This window comes from Herbaspirillum lusitanum (assembly GCF_026127345.1).
Taxonomy (GTDB): domain Bacteria; phylum Pseudomonadota; class Gammaproteobacteria; order Burkholderiales; family Burkholderiaceae_D; genus Herbaspirillum; species Herbaspirillum lusitanum.
Window position 1 is genome coordinate 19,779 of record NZ_QXFG01000015.1, and the last position, 17,226, is coordinate 37,004.

General features: G+C 51.0%; 20 protein-coding genes. 4 read left to right on the forward strand and 16 right to left on the reverse strand.

Annotation, left to right across the window (positions count from 1 at the left end; translation table 11 throughout):
- Positions 1-52 precede the first annotated feature (52 nt).
- The 3 genes from DXT88_RS20655 to DXT88_RS20665 all read left to right on the forward strand — a co-directional run bounded on the left by DXT88_RS20655 (position 53) and on the right by DXT88_RS20665 (position 3,037).
- Positions 53-922, forward strand: coding sequence for an NAD(P)-dependent oxidoreductase (locus DXT88_RS20655; protein ID WP_265215837.1), 870 nt, complete (start codon positions 53-55; stop codon positions 920-922).
- Between the two features lie 28 nt (positions 923-950).
- Positions 951-1,589, forward strand: a complete 639-nt coding sequence (locus tag DXT88_RS20660) for a 4-carboxy-4-hydroxy-2-oxoadipate aldolase/oxaloacetate decarboxylase (RefSeq protein WP_265215838.1) — start codon at positions 951-953, stop codon at positions 1,587-1,589.
- Between the two features lie 125 nt (positions 1,590-1,714).
- Positions 1,715-3,037 (forward strand): MFS transporter, encoded by a 1,323-nt coding sequence (locus DXT88_RS20665; protein WP_265215839.1) that lies wholly within the window; start codon positions 1,715-1,717, stop codon positions 3,035-3,037.
- A 304-nt stretch (positions 3,038-3,341) separates the two neighbouring features.
- On the opposite strand, the gene DXT88_RS20670 is transcribed toward DXT88_RS20665, so the two are convergent.
- From DXT88_RS20670 to DXT88_RS20685, 4 genes are all read right to left on the reverse strand, one after another.
- Complete coding sequence (locus DXT88_RS20670; RefSeq protein WP_265215840.1) at positions 3,342-4,652, reverse strand: MFS transporter; 1,311 nt, start codon at positions 4,650-4,652, stop codon at positions 3,342-3,344.
- Positions 4,653-4,771: 119 nt separating this feature from the next.
- Entirely contained in the window at positions 4,772-6,190 is a 1,419-nt protein-coding gene (gene pyk, locus DXT88_RS20675) for a pyruvate kinase (RefSeq protein WP_265215841.1), read from the reverse strand.
- The gene (locus tag DXT88_RS20680; RefSeq protein WP_265215842.1) at positions 6,174-7,526 is read right to left on the reverse strand and encodes a glycerate kinase type-2 family protein; all 1,353 of its coding nucleotides are present in this window, start codon (positions 7,524-7,526) and stop codon (positions 6,174-6,176) included. The genes pyk and DXT88_RS20680 overlap by 17 nt, the downstream gene beginning before the upstream one ends.
- Before the next feature lie 141 nt (positions 7,527-7,667).
- Positions 7,668-8,759 carry a tartrate dehydrogenase gene (locus DXT88_RS20685; protein WP_265215843.1) on the reverse strand — a complete coding sequence of 364 codons (1,092 nt, stop codon included), beginning with the start codon at positions 8,757-8,759 and terminating at the stop codon, positions 7,668-7,670.
- Between the two features lie 109 nt (positions 8,760-8,868).
- On the opposite strand from DXT88_RS20685, the gene DXT88_RS20690 reads away from it, so the two are divergent.
- A complete protein-coding gene (locus DXT88_RS20690; protein ID WP_265215844.1) occupies positions 8,869-9,849 on the forward strand; it encodes a LysR family transcriptional regulator in 981 nt (326 codons plus the stop codon).
- Positions 9,850-9,994: 145 nt separating this feature from the next.
- Here DXT88_RS20690 and DXT88_RS20695 read toward each other — a convergent pair whose 3' ends face one another.
- From DXT88_RS20695 to DXT88_RS20750, 12 genes are all read right to left on the reverse strand, one after another.
- Positions 9,995-10,537 (reverse strand): AAA family ATPase, encoded by a 543-nt coding sequence (locus tag DXT88_RS20695; protein ID WP_265215845.1) that lies wholly within the window; start codon positions 10,535-10,537, stop codon positions 9,995-9,997.
- A gap of 40 nt (positions 10,538-10,577) precedes the next feature.
- On the reverse strand, positions 10,578-10,793 hold the full coding sequence (locus DXT88_RS20700) for a GNAT family N-acetyltransferase (RefSeq protein ID WP_265215846.1): 216 nt from the start codon (positions 10,791-10,793) through the stop codon (positions 10,578-10,580).
- 829 nt (positions 10,794-11,622) lie between these two features.
- Positions 11,623-12,234 carry a DUF6630 family protein gene (locus DXT88_RS20705; RefSeq protein WP_265215847.1) on the reverse strand — a complete coding sequence of 204 codons (612 nt, stop codon included), beginning with the start codon at positions 12,232-12,234 and terminating at the stop codon, positions 11,623-11,625.
- A 552-nt stretch (positions 12,235-12,786) separates the two neighbouring features.
- On the reverse strand, positions 12,787-13,095 hold the full coding sequence (locus DXT88_RS20710; protein WP_265215848.1) for a hypothetical protein: 309 nt from the start codon (positions 13,093-13,095) through the stop codon (positions 12,787-12,789).
- 72 nt (positions 13,096-13,167) lie between these two features.
- Complete coding sequence (locus tag DXT88_RS20715) at positions 13,168-13,551, reverse strand: hypothetical protein (protein WP_265215849.1); 384 nt, start codon at positions 13,549-13,551, stop codon at positions 13,168-13,170.
- A 54-nt stretch (positions 13,552-13,605) separates the two neighbouring features.
- Complete coding sequence (locus tag DXT88_RS20720) at positions 13,606-13,971, reverse strand: hypothetical protein (protein WP_265215850.1); 366 nt, start codon at positions 13,969-13,971, stop codon at positions 13,606-13,608.
- Between the two features lie 147 nt (positions 13,972-14,118).
- On the reverse strand, positions 14,119-14,346 hold the full coding sequence (locus DXT88_RS20725) for a hypothetical protein (RefSeq protein ID WP_265215851.1): 228 nt from the start codon (positions 14,344-14,346) through the stop codon (positions 14,119-14,121).
- Between the two features lie 152 nt (positions 14,347-14,498).
- Positions 14,499-14,909 carry an immunity 63 family protein gene (locus DXT88_RS20730; RefSeq protein ID WP_265215852.1) on the reverse strand — a complete coding sequence of 137 codons (411 nt, stop codon included), beginning with the start codon at positions 14,907-14,909 and terminating at the stop codon, positions 14,499-14,501.
- Positions 14,910-14,985: 76 nt separating this feature from the next.
- Positions 14,986-15,309, reverse strand: coding sequence for a hypothetical protein (locus DXT88_RS20735; RefSeq protein ID WP_265215853.1), 324 nt, complete (start codon positions 15,307-15,309; stop codon positions 14,986-14,988).
- A gap of 369 nt (positions 15,310-15,678) precedes the next feature.
- Entirely contained in the window at positions 15,679-16,014 is a 336-nt protein-coding gene (locus tag DXT88_RS20740) for a hypothetical protein (RefSeq protein WP_265215854.1), read from the reverse strand.
- 89 nt (positions 16,015-16,103) lie between these two features.
- Positions 16,104-16,592 (reverse strand): AAA family ATPase, encoded by a 489-nt coding sequence (locus DXT88_RS20745; protein WP_265215855.1) that lies wholly within the window; start codon positions 16,590-16,592, stop codon positions 16,104-16,106.
- Positions 16,593-16,688: 96 nt separating this feature from the next.
- Positions 16,689-17,099: a YunG family protein gene (locus DXT88_RS20750; RefSeq protein WP_265212152.1), complete on the reverse strand. Its 411-nt coding sequence runs from the start codon at positions 17,097-17,099 to the stop codon at positions 16,689-16,691.
- Positions 17,100-17,226: the final 127 nt, after the last annotated feature.

Below are 17,226 nucleotides of genomic sequence, written 5' to 3' on the forward strand. Positions count from 1 at the left end.
TATTTGTATTTATTTTGTATTCTATAAAAAATTAGACAAATTGGAGACAACAATGCACGTCGCAATTATTGGAATGGGCGAAGTGGGCCGCTGCTATGCCAAAGCCCTGCACGCAATTGGTATCACGCTGAGCTTGTGTGAAGCCCATCCCTCACTTGCCGCAAGTGAACTGGCCTCCCAATGGGGTCTGCCTCTAAATTCAAAACCTGATATTTGGCTTAAAAATGTTCAGTGGGTGATTTCCTGTGTCACGGGGACACAAGCGCTCAACGTTGTAGAACAAGTAACGCCGTTCCTGTCTGTCGGAGCAGGCCTGGCCGATTTGACGACCGCCAATCCCGCAACCAAGAGAAAAGCCGCTACAACGGCAAAAACTCACGGAATTTCCTATGTTGACGTTGCCATCATGGGCGCCATATCTCTGAATTGGGAAAAAACACCTCTGTTGGCTGCGGGTACCAAAAGCGACGAGTTCAAAGCGCTCTTGGAATCCGTCGGTGGCCGCGTTCAGGTTATTGATGGCGCCAACCCTGGGGACGCTATCTCCTTGAAGATTCTGCGAAGCATTTTCACCAAGGGCATGGAAGCGTTGGCCGTTGAGCTACTCATGAGCGCCGAGAAGCAAGGCGTGCGCGAAGAGCTATACCGGCAACTCAAAGACATTGATGAAACGCCGCTCCGCAACTTTATAGACATGCTGGTTCGCACCCATGTGATTCACGCAAAGCGCCGTGCCCATGAAGTCCACGATGCAAAACAAGAGTTGGATGCGCAACAATTGCCGTCTCTCGTTCTGCCCGGTGTTGAGCAACGATTCAACGCGACCGCGGCAATGCTTGAAAAGAACGGTATCGGGGTCGAGACCCCGAACGTCGAGCAAGCCCTTTCCTGGCTGCTGGCCAACACCACAGCTGCCCAATAAATCCGATTCACTTCATACGAGTTTTATCATGACTACTAAAGAACAAATTATTCAGCTGCGTGACCTCGGGTCCGCTACCGTCTATGAAGCACAAGGCGCCAAGGGAGCCCTCGACCATGGCATGAAGCCGATTGACCCGACCTCGCGTCTGGCCGGTCCGGCACTAACAGTCGACGTTCGTCCCGGTGACAACTTGGTGCTGCACTACGCCGTTTTGCAGGCACAACCAGGGGATGTTCTAGTCGTTGATGCCAAGGCATTCATGGAAGCTGGCCCGTGGGGAGACGTGCTGACGGTCTTGGCCATGAAAAAGGGTATCGCCGGCCTGGTGGTGAACGGCTGCGTGCGCGATGCCAACACGATTATTGGCTTGGGTTTCCCGGTATTTTGCCGGGGTCTCTCAATTAAGGGAACCGGCAAGCATCAACCTGGCAAGGTTAATGTTCCTATCGTTATCGGGGACGTCGTCATCAATCCAGGCGACATTATCGTCGGTGACCGTGACGGCCTGGCTGTTGTGGCGAAGGACGAAGTCGATTCAACCATCGCAAACAGCATTGCCCGCGAAGACAAAGAAGAGAAGATGCGCAAGGACATCGAAGCAGGCGCGTCAACCGTCGAGTTGATGAACCTCGGTGGAATTCTGAAGCAATACGGCTTAGTCTGACCCGAGTCCGCAAGGGAAGCGTCGATAAACTCACTTACGCTTCCCATTTAATCTACCGCTCAGCCAGCGGCAGATAGCTAACAAAAATAATAAAACAAAATAATTAAATCGTTGAAGGAGACTTTATGGATGCGGTAATAACTGAAGGTAAGAAAACAAAGACCCATTTCAGGTGGGTCATCGGTGCATTGATATTCATCATTTATACAGTGGCTGCTGCAGACCGTGCAAACTTGGGCGTCGCCCTGCCGTTCTTGCGTAAAGAATTCGTCATGTCGAACACGGAAGCTGGTGGTCTAGCCAGTATCTTCCTGTTCGCCTATAGCTTAGCCCAGTTACCATCCGGGTTAGCGTACACCCGCTTTGGCATCCCAAAGTTGTTCTCCTTGGCTATGTTGGTGACGTCTGTATTTACCGGCCTGATTGGGACTGCAACCTCACTCCTGATGCTGAAAGTTTATCGCTTTGGCCTAGGTCTTGCCGAGGGCCCTCTTCCAATCGGTATTACTTCGACCATTAATAACTGGTTCCCGCCACGCGAAAAAGGGACGATGACGGGCATCTTCTTAGCTGCGGCGAAGTTCGGCCCGGTTCTCGTTCCTCCGGTGTGCGCCGTGATTATTCATTACCTGGGCTGGCGCTACATTTTCTACATCTTCGCCCTACCCGGAATTCTCCTCTCCGTCATTTGGTACTTAGTAGTGAAGAATCGGCCTTCGGAAAGTCGCTTCGTCTCTGCCGAAGAACTCGAGCACATCAATGACCCACACGGTCTTGCCGCAAAAGCGCACGCAAATACAAAGAAACGTGACTTCGCTACATTGGACCGAATGATTCGCACTCGCAAGGTTGCGACGGTGGAGAAGACCAAAGATATTTTCCGCTCGTGGAACATCATGGGCGCGTCTCTTGGTTATTTCTTTATGACTGCAATTGTCAACGTCCTGCTGGCGTGGATTCCGACTTACCTCATCAGCGTGAAGAACTACTCCATCACCAACATGGGCCTGGTCGCCGCCGCTCCTTGGGTAGGTGCCGTCATCGGTAATCTGCTGGGTGGCATGTTAACCGACCGTTGGCTAGACAAACGTCGCAAGCCAGCAATGCTAATTTCTGCGTTTTTTACCACTATCATGATGGTCGTTCTAGTCAACTCCCCAGCCGACCCATTACTTTATGGCGTGCTATTGCTGGTGACTGGTGTTCTACTTAATATTGGCTACTCGACTTACATGGTCTATCCGATGGGCATGACTTCTAAACAGGTCTATCCGATGGCTAGCGCGATGGTCAATACACTAGGACAGTTGGGTGGTGCTTGTGCACCGCTAGCAGCCGGCTTCCTCCTAGATAACTACAACTGGAACTACGTGTGGTTCTTCTTGGCGGGATGTTCGATTTTGTGCTTCATCACTTTACTGACCATTGCCGAGCCAAAACAAGATTAAAACGACGCTCTCCATTTTAAGATTGTGAATTCAAAAACTTACCAAATTAAAAGCCCGCTCATGCGGGCTTTTTTTCCTCCTGCGTATGTCTATTCTTAGCCGTAGTCCAAAAAGATATGCAAAATTTACCTCACTCTGCAGCTCGTATTTAGACTTCGTATCAACACGTTAGCTTGGCGCACTATTCTTGAGCACAACAGCCTCAGAAGAGAAGCGTGGCTTGTACATCGGCAGCCTTAGCCGCCATCAGGGTCAGAAGACCCATTATTCCACGCAAGCTTTTTCTTTTAAACATGACATCCCCTCAGTGTCCGTGACTAGCCTTCGCCACCCTGTCAGGTTGGGCAGTCTGGCGGCTCAGCATCAACGTAACAACCGCTGACAGTGCCAACGAGGCAGCTACGACATACAAGCCTGCCGCGTAGCCGCCTGTAACGTTCTTAAGCCAACCGATAGCAAACGGCCCGACGAATCCGCCCAAGTTACCCAAAGAGTTAATCATCGCAATGCCAGCTGCTGCGCCTGCCCCTGAGAGGAATGTGCTGGGCATCGCCCACAGCGGAGCCTTCGCCGAGCTGATGCCGACATTCACAACAATCAAAGACAACACGACGAATAATGCGGTGGTGGCATTGCCTGCCAGTAGAAATCCAACGCATGCCACGACACAGGGAATCACGACGTGCCAAGTGCGCTCGCCGCTACGGTCAGAATGGCGTGCCCAGAGCACCATTGCCACAACAGCCACAACACTTGGAACACCTGTCAGCAGACCAGTCTCGAATGGGGTGAAACCAAACTCCCGAATCATGAGTGGTGCCCAGAGCCCCAAGGTATAGAGGCCTGCGGAAGTGCCGAAGTAAATTAAAGCAAGAGCTAGTACGCGTAAGTCTTTTAATGCGCTCCAAGCGCTGGCAGTGTGACCGTGGCCGCCCTTCTTGGCATCCGCTTCCGACTTTAACCGAGCCACCAGCCATGCACGCTCGTCCTGTGCCAACCAATGAGCTTGTTCCGGCTTGTCTGTCATGTATTTCAACACTACGAAACCCAGAATGACGGCTGGTGCAGCTTCAATGATGTAGAGCATCTGCCAGTCCTTCAAACCGAATAAGCCAGGCAGTTGCATGATGGCGCCAGACAATGGCGACCCCAGTGCTACCGAAATTGGGGCTGCGGCCATAAACCACGCCGCGGCGACTGCACGCTGCTTGGCAGGAAACCACAGGGAAAGATACAGAATGATGCCCGGGAAGAAGCCGGCTTCAGCCACGCCTAACAGGAAGCGCAGCAAGTAGAAGCTGTTGGGGCCAACCACAAATGCGGAAATTGCAGAGATGATGCCCCAAGTAATCATGACTCGCGCAATCCAGATACGCGCGCCGACTTTGTGCAGAATCAGATTGGAAGGTACTTCGAAGAGGAAGTAGCCGATGAAGAATAGGCCACCACCCAGCCCGAAAGCCGTGGGTGACAACCCCAAGTCTTTATTCATTGTGATGGCCGCGAATCCGACGTTGACGCGGTCAAGGAAGCTGATGAAATAGAGCAGCATCACAAAAGGAATGATGCGCAACATGAGTTTTCGCGAAACGCGCTCTTCGATTTCAGTTTTCATTGTCTCCTCCTTGGAGGTTAAGTCCGTTTAAGAAATTGGTACTCGTGCTATCTGTTAATTGAGTTATGTTTGATAGCTTCTTTTGTTCCGGCGCTGCCCACTGCTAAGTCATGTCCTCCTCATGCGATTTGTGCAAGACGCAGTAAATTCGTTGTTCCGGGGGCACCAAACGGCATCCCCGCAGAAATCACAACGGTTTGACCTGTGTAGCCGAATCCTTCCGCGCTGACTGTGCGACATGCGAGTTCGCTTACCTCTCCGGCATCCACGACTTCGTGACATAACACCGGGTGAACACCCCAAACCAGGGCCAAGCGGCGAGCTGTAGTGCGATTGGGTGTCATGCCGAGAATTGGCGTACTTGGTCGTTCGCGGGCCATCCGAAGGGCCGAATAACCCGAGGTTGTGTAGGCGACGGTTGCTGCGGCATTCAGCAGACCTGCGACGTGCCGCATGGCGTAACCGATGGCGTCAGAGAATTCGGCCTTTGGAGCTGAGTGGGAAGCGGCGATGGCTTCGCGGTAATAAGGGTCTTGTTCGGTGCGACCGATAATGAGGTCCATTGTGCGAACGGCCTCTACCGGCCATGCACCGCTGGCAGATTCGGCCGACAACATCACCGCATCGGCGCCATCATAGATAGCAGTCGCCACGTCTGATGCTTCTGCTCTCGTAGGCACCGGCGCGGTGACCATCGACTCAAGCATTTGCGTCGCAACAATCACCGGCTTACCGGCGCGGCGGCAAGCTCGAACAATTCGTTTCTGCAGGGCAGGAACTTGTTCTGCCGGGAGTTCGACGCCTAAGTCACCACGGGCAACCATGACAGCGTCCGCTTCACTGACGATTTCATCTAAGAATGTGATGGCAGCCGGCTTTTCCAGCTTTGCAACAATAGCCGCGCGCTCGCCGGCAATGGCTCGTACCTCTTGGATATCTTCAGGGCGTTGGACGAACGAAAGCGCGACCCAGTCCACACCAAGCTCCAAACCGAATTCCAGGTCACGACGGTCCTTAGCCGTCATCGCTGACACGGGCAGAACTACGTCCGGAACATTTACACCCTTGCGCTCGGACAGCAAACCACCTACTTCGACCAACGTCTCGGCAAAATCGAGGCCGCAGCGCAGCACCTTCAGACGAATACGGCCATCATCGAGCAGAAGCCGGGTACCGGCCTTCAATGCAGCAAAGATTTCAGGATGAGGCAGCGCCACGCGGCTCACTGTTCCAGGCGTCGTGACGTCGAGGTCCAAATGGAACGCGGCGCCAGCTTGCAACAGCACAGGGCCTGCCAGGAAGGTGGCAATCCGCAGCTTCGGTCCCTGAAGGTCTAGCAACACGCCGATTGGACGCTGCTTTTCCGATTCGATATCGCGAATCAGTTGAAGACGCTGGCGATGGTCTTCATGACTGCCATGACTGAAGTTCAGACGAAAGACATCTACGCCCGCGTCGAAAAGAGCCGCAATCGTCGCGCGGTCACTGCTAGCTGGGCCGAGAGTGGCGACAATCTTTGCGTTACGCTGACGGCGCATGGCTGACTCCCTTGTTGGTTTGTTGTGTGTTGCCAGGTGCATCAATGAAGATGGCTCGAAAATCATTCACATTGGTCATAGTTGGGCCGGTAATGACAGAGTCACCGAGTGCCTGGAAGAAGCTATGTGCGTCGTTATTCTCGAGACTGGTCATTGGTGACTGACCGAACTCACGTGCGCGGGCCAACGTATCTGGGCGTAATAAGGCACCTGCAATTTCTTCTCGGCCATCCACGCCATCGGTGTCGCCTGCGAGCGCATGCACTCGCGCTTCGCCGTTTAGTGCGATACCCATCGAGAGCAGGAATTCAACATTGCGTCCTCCTTTACCGTTTCCACGCACCGTGACAGTGGTCTCACCACCTGAAAGAATCACGCAAGGTGCCGAGAACGGCTTATCGCCACGTGCAACCTGGCGCGCAATCGCCGCCATGACTTTGCCTACGTCGCGCGCTTCACCTTCTATTGCATCCGACAGAATATGAGCAGCCACATCATGTTGTGCGGCAAAGGCGGCGGCGGCTTCGAGAGCCATTTGCGGAGTGGCAATCAGGTGTGTCTCAACACGCGCCAAGCGCGGGTCACCAGCTTTGGGCGATTCGGCGGTACCGTCAACCAACATAGCTCGCGCATGCGGTGGCAGCACAATACGGTAACGGTCAACGATGGCCAGAGCATCATTACAAGTCGTCGGGTCCGCGACCGTGGGCCCGGACGCGATGTCGTGCAGTCCGTCCGCAGGGACGTCTGAAATCAACAGATTCAGAACGCGTGCAGGATGGCAGGCAGTAGCCAGACGGCCGCCTTTGATGGCGGAGAGATGGCGGCGTACGCAGTTCATCTCGGAAATTGATGCACCGCTATCGAGAAGAGCTTGGTTAATGCGCTGCTTGTCGGTAAGAGTCATCCCTTCGATAGGTAATGGCAACAAGGCCGAACCACCGCCTGAAATCACGCATACGACAAGGTCATCGGGGGTAAGCCCGTTGACAAGCTGCATCATGCGTGCGGCCGCAAGCAGACCATTCTGGTCAGGGACCGGATGTGCGGCTTCCACAATCTCAATGCGTTCACATGAGATGCCATAGCCATAACGAGTCACCACGAGACCTTCGAGCTTACCTGGCCAGTTATTCTCAAAAGCGCGGGCCATCGCTGCAGACGCTTTGCCAGCACCGATAACGATGACCCGTCCGGCAGGCGCTTTTGGCAGAAACTTGGGAATACGGACGGCAGGCTGCGCTATCGCGATAGCTGCATCGAACATACCTTTCAACAGGCGGTCAATAGCAGCCCGCTCGGACCGCTTGCCGTCTTGTGTTTTTGCAATTGTCATTGCGTCTCCTGCGTAAGCAAGGCTGATTGCCCTGTCTTGGATTTTTTGATTCAGCGCACAGAATCACCCGCCTGTGCCTTGCGGCGCCGATGCAAAATAAGTTGTGCGAGAAGCGGCCCGAATGGGCCGCTGAATGATTGCTTAAGCTGCCTTCTTGCTGTTGGCTGCCTTGGAGACGAACGCACACACCGCGTCAGTGACTTGAACAGTGGTGGCTTTTCCACCCAAATCTCCGGTATGCAACGTCGGGTCAGCTGTGACCGCTTCGACGGCCTGCATTACCTGATTCGCTGCTTCATGTTCACCCAGATGTTCCAGCATCATCACCACGGACCAGAACGTACCGACCGGGTTAGCCAGCCCCTTGCCCATGATGTCGAACGCCGAACCATGGATGGGTTCAAACATCGATGGATAGCGGCGCTCGGGGTCAATGTTGCCGGTCGGTGCAATGCCCAGGCTGCCGGCCAACGCTGCGGCCAGGTCGGACAGAATGTCTGCGTGCAAATTGGTGGCAACGATGGTATCCAGGGTGGCAGGACGATTGACCATGCGCGCAGTTGCAGCATCGACCAGTTCCTTATCCCATTTCACGTCAGGGAATTCCTTGGAAATCTGGACAGCAATTTCGTCCCACATCACCATCGCGTGGCGCTGAGCATTGCTCTTGGTAATAACCGTCAGCAATTTACGCGGACGGGATTGTGCCAGCTTGAAGGCGAAGCGCATGATGCGCTCGACGCCAGCCCGGGTCATCATCGACACATCGGTCGCTGCTTCAATCGGATGACCTTGGTGCACACGGCCGCCAACACCGGCGTACTCGCCTTCCGAGTTTTCGCGCACGATGACCCAATTCAGGTCTTCTTGAGCACAGCGCTTCAGCGGAGCATCGATGCCTGGCAGGATACGTGTCGGGCGTACGTTCGCGTATTGGTCAAAGCCTTGGCAGATTTTGAGGCGCAGCCCCCACAAGGTGATGTGGTCGGGGATATGCGGGTCGCCTGCAGAACCGAACAGGATGGCGTCCTTGTTACGCAATGCGTCCAAGCCGTCTGCCGGCATCATGGCGCCAGTCTTACGGTAATAGTCACCGCCCCAGCCGAAGTTCTCAAATTCGAATTTGAATTTACTGCTGGTTGCGGCAAGCGCCTCCAGCACTTGCTGACCTGCAGGAACAACTTCCTTGCCAATGCCGTCACCAGGGATAGTTGCAATTTGATAAGTTTTCATGTCTCCGACCTTTCAAAAAATGATTTGGTGCTGTCGCACTGTACGCAAATTTTTCAGAAAAAATCGGTGCTAAACTCAAAGCATCCTTAACTTATATTCAAGTATTGTTATGCAAGACACTGTGCTTCCGTCGGATTTGCGCTTTTTTTCAGTGCTGGCCATGGCGGGCAGCTTGTCCGCAGCTGCTCGCGAGCTGGGCTTAACCACTGCAGCTGTCAGTAAGCATCTGACGCAAATGGAAAGTCGCGCCGGCGTGCCCTTGGTAAATCGCACGACACGCCGAATGATGCTTACACCTGAGGGGGAGCTATATCTCGAGCACGCACGCCGCATTCTTGACGAAATCGACGAGCTATCAGAACTCTTGGGTAGCTCCAAGCGCCGTCCAGAAGGCCTGCTGCGCGTCAATGCAACGCTGGGATTTGGACGTAGTCATGTGGCACCGGTTATTTCTAAATTTGTGACCGAATACCCTCAGGTTTCAGTACAACTGCAGCTTTCGGTGATGCCTCCGCCTCTGACCGATGACAGCTTTGATGTCTGTGTAAGATTTGGTGAACCACCAGATACGCGAGTCATAGCAAGACGTCTGGCTCCGAATGACAGACTGCTATGCGCAACCCCTGAGTATCTTGCGCGCCGCGGAATACCTGCTACCCCTCACGACCTCACCAAACACAATTGTCTTGGAATTCGCCAAGGGGATGAGGCTTATGGCGTATGGCGATTGACAGCCAGTAGTGGGTTAACGCCAAAGACTGAAACGGTAAAAATCCGCGGAAATCTCACTACCAACGATGGGGAAATTGCGGTCAATTGGGCACTGGAGGGACATGGCATCCTCATGCGTGCAGAATGGGACATACGAACTTATTTGCAAGATGGACGGCTTGTGCAAGTCCTTCCAGGTTGGCATACGCCCAATGCCGACATTTATGCCGTCTATTCGCAACGTCATCAAATGTCTAACCGCATACGCGCATTTGTCGATTTCATTGCCGAACAACTGACGAGTCGCTCACTAATCACCCAAGGAGGAGGTTCCGCCTATAGCCGAGCGCGAGGCTTCCTCGACGAAAAATCCATGTGAATATCGCGGGCTATTTCGCCTATTTCCTCGAATAGCAACGTTCGGGACTACATATTTTTCAAGTTGCTCTTGCGACTATCGAGGTCGGCTCCTGGCTGATAGCCGACGTCCGCTTCCATCCAAAACGGACATGCGCTACCAGTTTTTAGATTGATGGTCCGCTAGTTGTAAGCAGGCCATGGTCAAGAAGCGCAGTCCTGACCAAACGTACCCGTTCCTCGACGGAAATATCGCCGTCCAGTCGCAGAATCGGGCAGTTTCTCTTAGCTAGCCAATCTTGGTGGCGAGCCAGACTTCGCCCACTTCGGACACCTTCGTCATACTGCCCCGCCCACGAAAGGAATTTGGCATCAACCTCCTTTCCATATCGAGCTAGTTCTCGTTCCTTTATCCGAGACATCCGAATGTTTTCTGGAAGATAAAGGAACACAATGAAATCAAAACTATTTTCAAGCGCTTCGCCCCATTCCAATATCGACCCGGCTACAACTGCATCCGATAAGGAGGAGAGTATTTTCGTAATTGCACTCAATCGCTCTTCACTATCGCGCTTTGATGTAAAAGGCGGAGAAGTGGGCAACCAATAGTAATCGTCGGCATCTACATGGTGCGAGTTGAGGGAAATTGCTAACGCTTTAGCAAGAGTCGATGTGCCGGAACCAGAGGCGCCAATGACAAGTATTCTCATCGATTGAACCAGCCTGTCTTGTGGGAGTGACTTAATCCAGTCATAAGCGCTTCTTTTCTAAACGAATATCACCATTTCCAATATCTGTGGGATTGCTCCATCCTAGGTGACGATAGAGGCGTGCTGCGCGACTACCCTCGGCAGTTTCTAACCAAGCCACGCCATGATGTTCAAACAAAGCGCGTTCGCAAATCTGGATTAGGCGCGTGCCAATGCCCTTTCCCTCATGCTCTGGGAGTACAAATGCAGCAAACAAGCACCGCTGTCCTGCTCAACCATAGCGAAACCAATTATTTCACTATCAATTTCAGCTACCCAAACGCAGGGCGTTGCGCTTATGGCTTGAGCGATGGACTCTGGGGTCGCGCCAATTTGAATCAATTCCTCTGTAGTTAGCGTGTTTTCTCGAACAGAGGTTCTAACTTCGAAAATGGCTCCGACATCGTCTGGTTGAGCCGGTCGTATATGACAGGGAAGGAAATGTGTCTTCATCTGCACAATTATAGAGCGCGGAGACGCCTGTACGATGGCCGTCAGTTGCAGACCTTCGTAACTGGATGGAACATTAACGTTTACCTAAAAAGTCGGATTTGTAATAGCGACGAGCTACATAAAATGCAGTTTGTGAAAAGACCAGTCCACCGATACCTCCACCGACTAGTGTGCCGATAAAAGAAAAGCCCACGCTACGGCCAACATAACTACCTACACCCGATAGTCCCGCACAATTAATTAAACCTGCCCAAGTCTGCCAATGACGAAAGGTCTTTGGGTATATGCGTCTCCACGAAGCACTACGTTCAGTTGAAGAAAGCGATGCTAGTTCTGGAATTTGTCTTAACGTCCAATATATGCGCATTTATTTCCTTCTAGTCAGGTACTAAAACAATCAAGACCACGTCAATCCGGGAATCGACCGCTTCTGGCCGATAGCCGCTGTTCAGCCTAGCATAGCAAGTTGCTCGCTTGAAAAACCAGCTGACGCCATGCAACGCAGAAACCGACCTATTATCGACGTCAGCCAAGTTCCTGAGTCAGTTGCATGACAGGACGTGCTGGTTCGCGGCACAAAAACTTCTCTCGCGTCAATCGCGCATATGCTCACGTTCAAAATCGTCCGATTCCTGAATCTTTAGACCAGCCTCCTCCGCCGCTTGAACAATCTCTTCCAAGTGGTCCGCTGACACGAGCAATGCGTAATAAGCATCGTCTCCTAAGTCGAGATGGAGCAAGCGTAACCCCCGCGGTTTAACCCAGGAAGAAAACTCTACTAGCGCATGTGGGACTGTCGCTTTCGTTTCGCTTTCCATATGCCAGGTTTCGGTAATCCCGGCAACAGTCAGCAGTTCATTCGCCTGCCATTCCACTTCTTCAGTTGCTTTCCAATCGACTTGCATCAAGACCCACTTGCCCCGCCGCTGTCCGTCATCAAGTATGCCGTTTTCGATTGCTTCGCTCGCCGTATTGCCGGGCCCTAGGTGTGAAATTACCGATGTGGTTAAGCGTTGGCCTTCCTCAACTCCCAGTTGCACAGTTATGAGTCTAACGAAACGTCTTAACGCTTTTTTATTCTGTTTTGATACAGAAAAATATTCTTTTAAAATTTGTGCGTCCGAAAGGGTTTCTTCTTCCTCTACGGTTGGCACACGCGGGGCGGTTAAGTCCCGTCCCAAAAGTTTACTAAGCAGTTTGAGCATTGATAGTCAGGTAAGAGTTGTGCGAGGCGTAGTGTATGAAGTCTTCTTCTGGCCGATTGGAGACATCCTAGCTCTGCGAGGGCCAAATACCTATCAACCTCGTCGCAGTAGTGTTGTCAGGCATAGCATCGTGATTGCCAGCTCCGTAAGTTACGTCGACTCGACATAGATTGCCACGCACATCCGCGAACAGAAGAATGTCTATTTCTTCCGATAGATTGGATTCAAACGCAAGCTCGCAAAATAGGCCAGAACCTGATTGTAGAGGCGTAACGATTGCTCCATCAGGAACAAGAAAGTCAAAGCCGTTACACCCACAGTCACAAAGCGACGTCACAGCTCCGGCTGCGACCTGCTCGAAAAAAACACTACGAAGTGGCAACGCTTGGTCTTGTAATAGGCGAAGCCACTTCAGAGCTGAATCTTGGCTGTTAGGCATTCTCTTATCTTCTAATTTTAGAGCGATTTAATTTTTCGAAAAATCCGCTCTTGGCCGATAGCCAGCGTCCACCGGTTGAAACCGCCGCCGATTGCAGACATTCTGCGGCTCTCTTATTCGCACTCAAGTAAGCCCCAGAGATTCGATATGATTTGATTCAACTCCGCGTTAAGCGTATCTGTCGTAGTTTGATTTGTTGTCCAAATCATGAAATCCCCCAACGTCCCAGCGCCTCCAAGCATTCCTTTAAAAGTAGCTCTGGCCCGCTCAATGCGCTGAACCTCATCTGTTTCGATTACGGTCAGTTGCGTCAACATGTTGTCTATACCTGGAAGATATACATGTCCGCGATTCTCTAGCAGGAGAATTTTGAGGCGAGCAAGCAAAGCGCCGCTTGCTGAAATACGACTCTTGATATTCATATTTTTCTTTTTCTCAATATTTGCTCTAAGACAGTGGCTGCTTCTGGCCGATTACAGATGTTGAGTATCTCTTCAGCCTATGCGCAATCTTGTTTCTCTCGTTTTTTTATCTGGCTGACCATAGCGCTTTGTTACCTCCGCACCGTTTAAGAAAGGGGTCTCTTCAAGCGTGGATTTGATTGCATTGAAGAGTGCATCGGCATCTGGGCCATACAGATACAAATATCCGTCGCGTCCATCCTTGGCTATTTCGTGTCCATCCAAACTTCCGGTTCGGGTTCGTGCAACGGTTTCCTCAAGTCTATCTTCAAGGGCGTACAGTTTTGAAAAATCCGTTGAACCATATAGAAAGTGGATGATGATTGCTTGCTCAGGGCTAGCCGATGAACCAGCAGCGGAAGCAATCATAGGTATATGCATTGCTAGCAAGGTCATGAACAGCGCAGCAATCCTCAATTTTGACTCCTTTTTAAATATATGTGCATGTCTCGTTATGGCCGGTTGCGGAAGTTAACTATCGGCTTTCAAAGAGACGGCATTCATAGCCTTGCGAAGCATAGGCTTGGTGTACAACTCTTGATTCGTGCCTGCTAGCTGTCCAGGGGGCAAATACTCACCTTCGTCGAAAGCTCTATATATGGCCCAAGAAAATTCAGAAAATGTCTCAAGAGGCGCCCAAACAGACAAAAAGTTTATTGCACAGTCGGCTATATCGAATTCCAACAAATTATCTAAGTAGCGCTGCGCGACTTCTTTGGTGAAGCTTTCGCAGAACGCGTTGCGCGAACCGTTGTGCGAAGCCAATAGCAAATCAAATGCATCATCATCTAGTTGAGCATTTTTAACGATTTGGTTAAGGATGTCGTCTATATTCATTCTTAAAATTTGGATGACCGTTACTGGGCGGAAGCAGACCTTAATCTTTCCCGAATCCTGAACGGACGTTTCTCCAGATGAGCGCTGAAAATCGAAAATGATTGCAAAAATTGCTTTAACTGAAGCCTCAATTTTGCAGCCGCTTCTCTATTGCTTTGACTCTTGCTGCTCTTCTCGCTTCAGCGCCCGAACTTCCTTGAACAACTGGTATGTAATTCCCGCAAAAATGGTTACGTAAAGCGGTAACCCAGCAAGAGCTGGTCTCCAGCCGGAGCCATGTCCAATCGAAATGGCAAGCACCACGCCAATCGTTCCCAGCCCCCCCAAATATGCGATAAGAGCTCGCTTTATGATGTTTTTTAGCTTGACTTGCATTTTCTTTTTTTGATGATGAGGCCTTGGGTAAGCATAAATCAGAAATTCGTAGTGCCTCTATTTTTTAACGGTCGACCAGTTCTCCAGCGTCTCCTTCTGGCCGATGGGGGCCATCGAGGCCTTTATTGGTAGCCATCTACACAGCCGAGTATTCACAGCCTGAATGGATGTTCTAAAAGGATACTTTCATGCTCGGCTTTTAACTTTTCGCCCCAGAGCGGGTTCAGTTTGCTCATTAGCTCTTCTTGGTATGGGAACCAAACGGACCGTCCATCCGGCTTTGGTGTTCGATTCCGCAGTTCGTACATTATTGCCATATGCCGTGTAACTCCATCAAGTAACAGGTAGAGCACGTCATTTCCTGAGAGATGCTTAATTCTTTTAGACTCTATTCCTCGTTCCGTTATAACGAAATGGAATTTTCCATTTTCAAATTCGACATGGGGGGACCCATCATTAGTAGGAGTCGTATGAAAATGCTTGTAGTAGTTTTCAACGTCCAATGGGCTAACTAGCCGTTGGAATTCAAGAGCCAGAGAGGACAACGACTCAATTTCATTCATGATTGAATGCTCAGTGTTTGATTTAATGGAGGATATCAGCGGCCGCTTCTGGCCGGCCGAAGGAATTCACTTTGCGTCAGGCAAGCTTTGGCGGTTGTTGTGAAACCACGCCACCAGCAACTTCCTGAAGGTACGCGGCAACGCGTTTTGTGATTTCGCTATCAGGAGAGCGAATCTTTAAGACAAGTGGCGTAACCGATACTAGGTCAACATGAACTTGGTCCTGTTTGTTCCCGCTACGAAGAATTAGTGAGACCTCAGTCCATTGCGTATCATCCGGATGACTACTATCACCGTCCGAGTCTATGTTCGCCGCTTTTCCCCAAAGAAAATCAGCGATTTTGTAGTATGCCGGCCTGTCGCCAGGGCTTTCGAGATAGAGAAAAAAATCGTCATGCACGGCGTAATTCCTCTCTAATTTTGAGCGTTGCGATAGTCCGCTACTGGCCGATTGCAGTCATCTATATCATGACGCCCACTCCGCTGAGTCAGGGATATCTCCATCGCGAAAGGAGCGTGAAATTTTCGTGGCCGCACGTGTGAACCAAACTTCTCGAGTAGCCTTCGTGAGAGTAATGGCTCCCGATTCTTTATCAAGTAGAAATTCACCTTCCTCCGCAGGATACCTGTGTCATAGAAGCGATATGTTGCATCCTCGGATGTTTCGCTAATTTTATTGATTATGATGTGAAATGCCATAGCTAAATTTGTGCAGCAATTTAACTGCTGCCTCTGGCCGACAGGAGACGTGCTGAATCCAAACAAGCGCTTACTTGGTGTCATAGCCAGCGAAAGGGCCTGTGAAAAACAATTCAGTCGATAACTTGCTAATTACAGTTTTTTGGTCTGGGAAATGGTCAATAAAATCGGCCCATTTTTCTGTAACGAAGGTATCCCATCTGAGTGGGTCAAGCTCATGAATTTTTCCGTCAGATATATCAATGAATTCAAAGCCCTGGTCGCGCAGCTTAACTACAGCCAATTGCGCCGCACTTTCATGGTCATCAGCTCCGACAAAAACCGGAACAAAGGCTCCGATTAAATTTGCGGGCATATCTGTATTGCAACCTCTACCAACGTGAAGATTAATTTGAAAAAGCTTCAACAGAGGTGGCTTGGCATTTCGCTTATGAAAGGGAAACATGATTTTATTAAAATTGTCGAAAGTCTGCTGCTGGCCGTTTGTGGCCAACTCTAAGAATTGGCCAGCGCAACTACTTCGTCTCTGTTAAGAAGGATTATTTTTTGCCCAGAAAAACCATCAAAAATACGCTGATGAGCGTTGAAGGCACTTGAGCCTGTCCGAATACGATAAGTGTCCGCCCACTCAAGCAAGTCGGCGAATGACTGTTCGCTGGCATTCCCACGTCGACCGCGGGACTTGATATTGGTCAGACATTCCTCCTCGCTTAAGCTCAGCCATATAAGCGCCGTAGCACGTGACATCACTTCATCAACTAGCCATCCATAGATTCCCTCAATGACCCATCGCTCTTGCGAGGCGGCGGCTTTAGTTAGCTCAATTGCTTCGCTTCGTTCTCTGGCTCGGTTATATCCGCTTTCCAGCCAATTAACGGAGTCTAAATCTATGCAGGCACCGCCATTGTTTTTCGCCAAGCGCTCCGCCAACCAGCTCTTTCCAGAGCCAGAGTTTCCGATGATTATTGTTCTTGAGATATCCAAGCAACATCCCTTCAAATCATATTTCGTCTTGGAGAAAATTTTCACACTCGTTTGAAAATCTGGGTATCCAGAATGTCTGTTCCTGGCGAGGATTTCTCACGCAGCCTCGAAGCGAGCCTTTAAATAGCTATCAACCCTCTTTAACAGCAACTCACAGCGTTGCATCGTCGCTTCACTGTCATTCAATTCGTGATTTTTGATGACTACGAATTCCTGAATGATTGAACTGGCCGGGAACTGCTGCCAGGTCAAGTCAATGTGATACCAGTCGGCGCCGATACGAAGCCCATTCCAGAAGTGGATATCTAGCGTTTTCCCGGTCCACACCTTTCCTTTGATGATTTCGGTTTCGGGATAGTAGTGCTGCACCGTCCGTGACGTTGGATAGCACTGACCTAGGGCCGGATTTCCCATTTGCGTCACTTCTAAATAAGCGGTTTGTTTATCCCAGGAGGCGGTTAGCGCTTCACGAAGGAGGAGCATGAAATTTTGAGGGAGGCTCTTCATTGTCCGGTCAATCTATGTTGTTGCGCCAGGGCGCTCCTAGGAAATTGAGTTGCCACCAGCCTCCTGATGAATGACAGGAAAATTATCAGCGCTTTAGACATTCGTGTCGAGCGGCTGCTCCTGGCCG